The organism is Novosphingobium sp. YAF33, from assembly GCF_052113265.1.
Classification (GTDB): domain Bacteria; phylum Pseudomonadota; class Alphaproteobacteria; order Sphingomonadales; family Sphingomonadaceae; genus Novosphingobium.
The window spans coordinates 42696-49338 of the sequence record NZ_JBFRCW010000019.1; the positions used below are offsets into that span (position 1 = coordinate 42696).

The 6643-nt window shown below is 66.5% G+C and carries 9 protein-coding genes; all 9 read left to right on the top strand.

The window, feature by feature from the left end; translation table 11 throughout:
* The first annotated feature begins 10 nt into the window (after positions 1 to 10).
* The gene (locus tag AB4Z00_RS24395) at positions 11 to 1354 is read left to right on the top strand and encodes a Rieske 2Fe-2S domain-containing protein (RefSeq protein ID WP_442047582.1); all 1344 of its coding nucleotides are present in this window, start codon (positions 11 to 13) and stop codon (positions 1352 to 1354) included.
* A complete protein-coding gene (gene benB / locus AB4Z00_RS24400; protein WP_442047572.1) occupies positions 1351 to 1863 on the top strand; it encodes a benzoate 1,2-dioxygenase small subunit in 513 nt (170 codons plus the stop codon). Before AB4Z00_RS24395 ends, benB begins: the two co-directional genes overlap by 4 nt.
* A 156-nt stretch (positions 1864 to 2019) precedes the next feature.
* On the top strand, positions 2020 to 2805 hold the full coding sequence (gene benD / locus AB4Z00_RS24405) for a benzoate diol dehydrogenase BenD (RefSeq protein ID WP_442047573.1): 786 nt from the start codon (positions 2020 to 2022) through the stop codon (positions 2803 to 2805).
* Positions 2806 to 2816: 11 nt separating this feature from the next.
* Positions 2817 to 3524: a CoA transferase subunit A gene (locus tag AB4Z00_RS24410; protein ID WP_442047574.1), complete on the top strand. Its 708-nt coding sequence runs from the start codon at positions 2817 to 2819 to the stop codon at positions 3522 to 3524.
* Positions 3524 to 4171: a 3-oxoacid CoA-transferase subunit B gene (locus AB4Z00_RS24415; protein ID WP_442047575.1), complete on the top strand. Its 648-nt coding sequence runs from the start codon at positions 3524 to 3526 to the stop codon at positions 4169 to 4171. The genes AB4Z00_RS24410 and AB4Z00_RS24415 overlap by 1 nt, the downstream gene beginning before the upstream one ends.
* A 14-nt stretch (positions 4172 to 4185) precedes the next feature.
* The gene (locus tag AB4Z00_RS24420; RefSeq protein WP_442047576.1) at positions 4186 to 4503 is read left to right on the top strand and encodes a 2Fe-2S iron-sulfur cluster-binding protein; all 318 of its coding nucleotides are present in this window, start codon (positions 4186 to 4188) and stop codon (positions 4501 to 4503) included.
* A gap of 3 nt (positions 4504 to 4506) precedes the next feature.
* On the top strand, positions 4507 to 5277 hold the full coding sequence (gene pcaD / locus AB4Z00_RS24425; RefSeq protein WP_442047577.1) for a 3-oxoadipate enol-lactonase: 771 nt from the start codon (positions 4507 to 4509) through the stop codon (positions 5275 to 5277).
* A 5-nt stretch (positions 5278 to 5282) separates the two neighbouring features.
* Positions 5283 to 6485, top strand: a complete 1203-nt coding sequence (pcaF, locus tag AB4Z00_RS24430; RefSeq protein WP_442047578.1) for a 3-oxoadipyl-CoA thiolase — start codon at positions 5283 to 5285, stop codon at positions 6483 to 6485.
* Between the two features lie 2 nt (positions 6486 to 6487).
* Positions 6488 to 6643, top strand: a 156-nt coding sequence (locus AB4Z00_RS24435; protein WP_442047583.1) for an FAD-dependent oxidoreductase, incomplete at its 3' end; no start/stop codon positions are given.

The window sequence follows — 6643 nt, forward strand, 5'->3', positions numbered from 1 at the left end:
CGAACGCCTCATGCACCGGGTCTCGACCGCCGTGGTCGATGACGTCGAAACCGGAGAGTTCCGCTGCCGCCGGGACGTCTTCACCGATCCGGCGCTGTTCGAACTGGAAATGAAGTACATCTTCGAAAGCAACTGGGTGTACCTCGCCCACGAAAGCCAGCTTCCGAACAAGAACGATTACTTCACGACCTTCATCGGGCGCACGCCCGTGATCCTGACCCGGGCCAAGGACGGCGCGATCAACGGCGTGGTCAATGCCTGCGCGCATCGCGGCGCCAAGCTGTGCCGCCGCAAGCGGGGCAACCAGCCGCTGTTCGTCTGCCCGTTCCACGGCTGGAGCTTCAAGACCGACGGCAAGCTGCTGCGCGCCAAGGATGCCAGCACCGGCGCCTATCCGGACAGCTTCGACCACGAAGGGTCGCACGACCTGACGAAGGTGCGCGTCGAGAGCTATCGCGGCTTCGTGTTCGGATCGCTGAACCATGACGTGCTGCCGCTGGAAGACCATCTGGGCGAGGCGAAAGTCATCATCGACCAGATGGTCGATCAGGCGCCCGAGGGGCTGGAAGTGCTGACCGGCAATTCCACCTACACCTTCGACGGCAACTGGAAGATGCAGATGGAGAACGGCTGCGACGGCTATCACGTCAGCTCCGTTCACGAAAACTACCAGTCCACCATGGGCCGCCGGGCCGAGGGCGGCACCAAGGCGGTGGACGCCAACGGCTGGTCCAAGGCGCCCGCCAGCGGCGTCTATGGCTTCGAGCATGGGCACATCCTGCTCTGGACGCAGGTGATCAATCCCGAAGTGCGGCCGATCTGGAACCACAAGCCCGAACTCGACGCCCGGCTGGGTGAGGATCGGGCGAAGTTCATCATCGAGCAGACGCGCAATCTGGCGCTCTATCCCAACGTGTTCCTGATGGACCAGTTCTCGACCCAGATCCGCGTCGTCCGCCCGATCGACGTGCACACCACCGAAGTGACGATCTACTGCTACGCCCCCAAGGGCGAGAGCGCCGAGGACCGCGCCCACCGCATCCGCCAGTACGAGGATTTCTTCAACGTCACCGGCATGGGCACGCCCGACGACCTGGAGGAATTCCGCTCCTGCCAGAAGGCTTACGAAGGCGCGGGCGAACTGTGGAACGACCTCAGCCGCGGCGCCACCCGCTGGATCCACGGCGCGGACGCCAATGCCAAGGCCATGGGCATGAACCCGCTGCTCTCCAGCGAGCGCAGCGAGGACGAGGGCCTGTTCGTGCGCCAGCACGAGTTCTGGGCGCAGATCATGCTCGACGGTCTGGCCAAGGACGCGGCCAATCAGCCGCCGATGATGGAGGCGGCGGAATGAGCACGCTCGACATGACCCGTGAGGTTCTCTCCTACCGCGAGATCTGCGCCTTCCTCTACCGCGAGGCGCGCCTGCTGGATGACCGCCGGTTCGATGAGTGGCTGGAATGCTATTCGCCGCAAGTCGAATACTGGATGCCGGCGTGGACCGACGACGATGAACTCTGCTCTGACCCGCAGACCGAAATCTCGCTGATCTACTACGCCAACCGGCAGGGTCTGGAAGACCGCGTCTACCGCCTGAACACCGAGCGGTCCTCCGCGTCCACGCCCGAGCCGCGCTCCGCGCACTTCATCGGCAATGTCGAAGTGCTGGAGAGCCGCGATGGGCAGGTGGACTTGCGCTACAACTGGCACACGCTCAGCCACCGCTACCAGCAGACGCAGCAGTTCTTCGGGACCACGTTCCTGACGCTGGATACTGCGGATGAGATGCCGAAGATCCTGACGAAGAAGATCGTCCTGAAGGACGACTACATTCATCAGGTCATCGACATCTACCACGTCTGAGGAGGTGGGCATGTCGGTTCACTCACTCTCTTCGCGATCGTCCTCCTCCCAACCTTCGTCATTGCGAGGAGGCGAAGCCGACGCGGCAATTCAGAGCGGCGCAAAACCGCCCCTGGATTGCTTCGCTACGCTCGCAATGACGAAGGGTGCGGTGTCATGATCTTCGCAGGACGTTTCGCAGGTAAGGTCATGGTCGTGACCGGCGCGGCACAGGGTATCGGGGCCGGTGTCGCGGCCCGCGCCGCTGCCGAGGGTGCGAGCGTGGTTCTGGTCGACCGCGCCGAATTCGTGACCGAGGTGGAGCAGGCCATCGTGGCGGCGGGCGGAAAAGCCGTCTCCGTCTGCTGCGACCTTGAGACCTACGAAGGCGCGGCGATGGCGATGGGCAAGGCCGTCGAAGCTTTCGGTCGGATCGACATTCTCATCAACAACGTTGGCGGCGCGATCCGGATGCGGCCTTATGCCGAGTTCGAGCCTGCGCAGATCGACGCGGAAATCCGCCGCTCGCTGATGCCGACGCTCTATTGCTGCCATGCCGTGCTGCCGGCGATGCTGGAGCAGGGCGCGGGAACGATCTTGAACCTGTCCTCCAACGCCACGCGCGGCATTCGCCGGGTGCCCTATTCGGCGGCGAAGGGCGGGATCAACGGCCTCACCCAGAGTCTTGCGATGGAATATGCGGAAAGCGGCATTCGTGTCGTCGCGACGGCACCGGGCGGTACCAGCGCTCCCCCGCGCCGTGTCGCCCGGAACGCCGAAGGCGACAATGCGCAGGAGCAGGCGTGGATGGCCGAGGCGGTCGCGCAAGTGACCGATTCCGCCTTCCTGAAACGCTACGGAACCCTTGAGGAGCAGATCGCCCCGATCCTGTTCCTCGCCTCGGACGAGGCCAACTACGTGACCGGCACCGTGTTGCCCGTCGCGGGCGGCGACCTCGGTTAAGGAGACACGCGATGTCGAAAATCTACGATAGCCCCCGCAGCGCTCTCGATGGCCTGCTGTTCGACGGCATGACCATCATGTCCGGCGGGTTCGGGCTTTCGGGCAATCCGGAGAGCCTGATCCCCGAAGTGCGCGCAGCGGGCGTGAAGGACCTGACGGTCATTTCCAACAACGCGGGCGCGGACGGGTTCGGCCTGTGGATGCTGCTGGAAAGCCGGCAGATCCGGAAGATGATCTCGTCCTACGTGGGCGAGAACAAGCTGTTCGAAAGCCAGTACCTCTCGGGCGAGCTGGAGCTGGAACTCAACCCGCAGGGCACCTTGGCCGAGCGCATTCGCGCGGGCGGCGCGGGCATCCCGGCGTTCTACACCAAGACCGGGGTCGGCACCGTGGTCGCCGAAGGCAAGCCGGTCGAGGTGTTCGAGGGCGAGGAATACGTGCGCGAAACCTGGCTGCGCGCGGACCTGTCGATCATCAAGGCCTGGCGCGCGGATGAGGAGGGCAACCTCCAGTTCCGCAAGACCGCGCGCAACTTCAACCCGAACATGGCCACGGCGGGCAAGGTCACCGTGGCCGAGGTCGAGGAAATCGTCCCCGCCGGCACCTTTGATCCGGACTGCATCCACACCCCCGGCATCTACGTCGACCGCGTGGTGCTTTCGACCATCAACGAGAAGCGCATCGAGAAGCGCACTATTCGGGAAAGGGAGGCGGTCTGATGAGCTGGACCCGCGATGAAATGGCCGCCCGCGCCGCGAAGGAACTGCGCGATGGGTACTATGTGAACCTGGGCATCGGCATCCCGACCCTGGTGGCGAACCATGTGCCGGAGGGCATCAAGGTCACGCTCCAGAGCGAGAACGGCATGCTCGGCATCGGCCCGTTCCCCTATGACGACGAAGTCGATCCCGACCTCATCAATGCCGGCAAGCAGACGATCACCGCGCTGCCGACGTCCAGCTTCTTCTCCAGCGCGGACAGCTTCGCGATGATCCGCGGCGGCCATATCGACATGGCCGTGCTGGGCGCGATGGAAGTCTCGGCCGAGGGCGATCTCGCCAACTGGACGATCCCGGGCAAGATGGTGAAGGGCATGGGCGGGGCGATGGACCTCGTCGCGGGGGTGAAGCGCGTGGTCGTGGTCATGGACCATGTCTCGAAGAACGGCGCGCCGAAGATCCTGCCGCAATGCAGCCTGCCGCTGACCGGCAAGGCCTGCGTGGACCTGATCGTCACCGACCTTGCCGTCATCGCCGTGGACCGCATTCGCGGCGGGCTGGCGCTGGTCGAACTCGCCCCCGGCGTCACCGAAGCGGAAGTCGCCGAGAAGACCGGTGCGCCGCTGGCCCTGCCGGAAGCGGCGTAAGACAGGACTGTTCCGTGCCTAGACTGATCGTCGTCGACCGTTCGGGAGACGAAACCGCCATCCATGCCGAAGAGGGCCGCTCCGTGATGGAAGCGATCCGCGACAGCGGCTTCGATGAACTGCTGGCGCTCTGCGGGGGCTGCTGCTCCTGCGCCACCTGCCACATCTTCGTCGATGAGGACTGGACCGCCGCGACCGGAGCCTTGTCCGAGGATGAGAACGACCTGCTCGATTCCTCCGACCATCGCGGAGCCCGATCGCGCCTGTCTTGCCAGATCGCCATGACCGCCGCGCTCGACGGGCTGCGTGTCGCCATCGCCCCGGAGGATTGACCCATGGCCTTCACTCACGTTCCCGGCGCCAGCCTCTACTGGAAGCGCGACGGCCGCGACCACGCGCCGGCACTGGTGCTGCTCAATTCCATCGGCACGGACATGGACTTGTGGGACGCGGTCCTGCCGCACTTGCAGGACCGTTTCGCGCTGCTGCGCATCGACACCCGCGGTCACGGCGCTTCGGTGGCGGAGCCGGGTGACTTCTCGATGGCGCGACTGGCCGAAGACGTGCTGGCGGTGGCCGACGCCGCCGGGATCGCGCGCTTTTCGCTGGCGGGCGTGTCGCTGGGCGGCATGATCGGCATGGAACTGGCCCTGCGCGCGCCGCAGCGGCTGGAAAAGCTGGTGCTCGTCTGCACTTCCGCCACAATGGACAGCGCCTCGTGGAACGACCGCATCGGCACCGTGCGCACCGAAGGCATGGCCGCCATTGCCGACCTCGCCATGGGCCGCTTCCTCTCGGACGCCGCCGTGCCCGCACTGTTCGAAAGCGTGCGCCGCCAGCTCCTCGGCATGGACCCGCAAGGCTACGCCGGTTGCGGCGCGGCGATCCGCGACATGGACCTGGCCCCGCGCATCCCCGCCATTGCCGCACCCACCCTGGTCGTCACCGGCACGCGCGACAGCTCCACGCCTTTCGCCGGGCACGGCGAGCACCTCGTCCAGAGCATTCCCGGCGCGGCGCATGTCTCGCTCGAAGCTGCTCATCTTGCCCCCCTGGAAGCGCCCGAGGCGCTGGCAGGGGCACTCGCCTCGTTCCTGGAAAGCTGAAGATCATGGCCGAAGCCTTCATCTGCGACGCCGTGCGCACCCCTATCGGCAAGCTGAACGGCTCGCTTGCCGCCGTGCGCGCTGACGACCTTGCCGCGCTGCCGCTCAAGGCACTGATGGCGCGCAACCCGGATGCCGACTGGGGCGCGCTCGACGACGTGATCCTCGGCTGCGCCAACCAGGCGGGCGAGGACAATCGCAACCTGGCGCGCATGGCCGTGCTTCTGGCCGGGATGCCCGAAGGCGTGCCCGGCGTGACCGTCAACCGGCTGTGCGCCTCGGGCCTCAATGCGCTGGGCATGGCGGCGCAGGCGATCCGCGGCGGCGATGCGGACTTCCTCATTGCCGGGGGCGCCGAGAGCATGACCCGGGCGCCTTATGTCATGGGCAAGGCCGGCAGCGCTTTCGGCCGCGACCAGAAGATCGAGGACACCACGCTGGGCTGGCGCTTCGTCAATCCGGCGATGAAGGCGGCTTACGGCGTCGACACGATGCCGCAGACCGGCGAGAACGTGGCCGAGCAGTGGCAGGTGAGCCGTGAGGAGCAGGACCGCTTCGCCCTCGCCAGCCAGGAAAAGGCCGCGCGCGCGCAGGCCGATGGCAGGTTCGCCGCCGAGATCGTTCCGGTATCGGTCCCGCAGCGCAAGGGCGATCCGGTGATCTTCGCGCAGGACGAGCACCTCCGCGCCACCAGCCTCGAAGCGCTGGCGAAGCTGAAGCCGGTAGTGAAGGCGGACGGCACCGTGACGGCGGGCAATGCCTCGGGCCTCAACGATGGCGCAGCGGCCATGCTGGTGGCCAGCGCGGAGGCGGCGAAACGCCACGGCCTCGCCCCGCGCGCCCGCGTGGTCGGCATGGCGGCCGCGGGCATCGCCCCGCGCATCATGGGTGCAGGCCCGATCGAGGCGGCGCGCAAGGTGCTGGCGCGTCATGCGCTGGGCGTGGACGACCTTGACGTGATCGAGCTGAACGAGGCTTTCGCCAGCCAGGCCATCGCCACCTTGCGCGATCTCGGCATCGATCCCGGCGACCCGCGCGTCAATCCCAACGGCGGCGCCATCGCACTGGGCCATCCCCTGGGGATGTCCGGCGCGCGTATCGCGCTTTCGGCGGTGGAGGAACTGCATCGCACCGGCGGCCGCTTGGCGCTGGCCTTCATGTGCATCGGCGTCGGGCAGGGCCTGGCCGTGCTGCTGGAGCGCGTGTGACCATGGCGGAGCGTGCAGACGTCGTTATCGTGGGAGCCGGGCACGGCGGTGCGCAATGCGCGATCGCCCTTCGCCAGAACGGTTTCGAGGGGACCATCACCGTCATCGGCCGCGAGCCGGAGCATCCTTACGAGCGGCCGCCGCTCTCCAAGGAATAC

Excerpts from the sequence above, each read along its gene's own strand:
- AB4Z00_RS24395 (WP_442047582.1), top strand. The coding sequence starts at position 11 with ATGCACCGGGTCTCGACCGCCGTGGTCGATGACGTCGAAACCGGAGAG.
- benB (WP_442047572.1), top strand. The coding sequence starts at position 1,351 with ATGAGCACGCTCGACATGACCCGTGAGGTTCTCTCCTACCGCGAGATC.
- benD (WP_442047573.1), top strand. The coding sequence starts at position 2,020 with ATGATCTTCGCAGGACGTTTCGCAGGTAAGGTCATGGTCGTGACCGGC.
- AB4Z00_RS24410 (WP_442047574.1), top strand. The coding sequence starts at position 2,817 with ATGTCGAAAATCTACGATAGCCCCCGCAGCGCTCTCGATGGCCTGCTG.
- AB4Z00_RS24415 (WP_442047575.1), top strand. The coding sequence starts at position 3,524 with ATGAGCTGGACCCGCGATGAAATGGCCGCCCGCGCCGCGAAGGAACTG.
- pcaD (WP_442047577.1), top strand. The coding sequence starts at position 4,507 with ATGGCCTTCACTCACGTTCCCGGCGCCAGCCTCTACTGGAAGCGCGAC.
- pcaF (WP_442047578.1), top strand. The coding sequence starts at position 5,283 with ATGGCCGAAGCCTTCATCTGCGACGCCGTGCGCACCCCTATCGGCAAG.